Source organism: Paenibacillus forsythiae T98, assembly GCF_000520735.1.
Classification (GTDB): Bacteria; Bacillota; Bacilli; order Paenibacillales; family Paenibacillaceae; genus Paenibacillus_AQ; species Paenibacillus_AQ forsythiae.
The window spans coordinates 1-459 of sequence record NZ_ASSC01000757.1; the positions used below are offsets into that span (position 1 = coordinate 1).

At 65.8% G+C, this 459-nt stretch carries 1 protein-coding gene; it reads right to left on the reverse strand.

The genetic code is table 11. The annotated features are described in order from the left end of the window. On the reverse strand, window positions 1-459 hold a 459-nt coding region (locus L692_RS29980), incomplete at both ends, for a penicillin-binding transpeptidase domain-containing protein (RefSeq protein WP_036725149.1).

Here is a 459-nt window from a genome sequence, read left to right on the forward strand (position 1 = left end):
GGCGAACACGCTGTTGCAGGACAGGGCGAAGCCCTGCTCCAGCGTCAGCGCGCCGTGCCCGTCTTCCTTATGGCAGGACAGTCCGTATCTGCCGTAAGCGCCGTGGCAGTGGAACACCTCGCCGGGCGAAGTCACGCCGGCCTCCAGCGCTGCTGCGGCGGTGACGATTTTGAAGATCGAGCCGGGCGCCGCCTCCTGCAGCGCCCGGTTGTTCCATTCCCCCCCTTGAGGGGAAATGTCCTCCGGGTCGTAGAACGGCAGCGAGACCATCGCCGTCACGTCCCCGGCTTCCGCGTCCAGCACCACGACTGCGCCTTCCTTCACCCCGTCCGCCTGTGCCAGCCGTTCGATGCCTTCCTGAATACGGCGATCGATGGTCGTATGAATCGACAGCGGGTAATACGGATTGGACGGCGTCCGCACCGTCAGCCCGCTGCCGGGAAGACGGTTCCCTTTCGC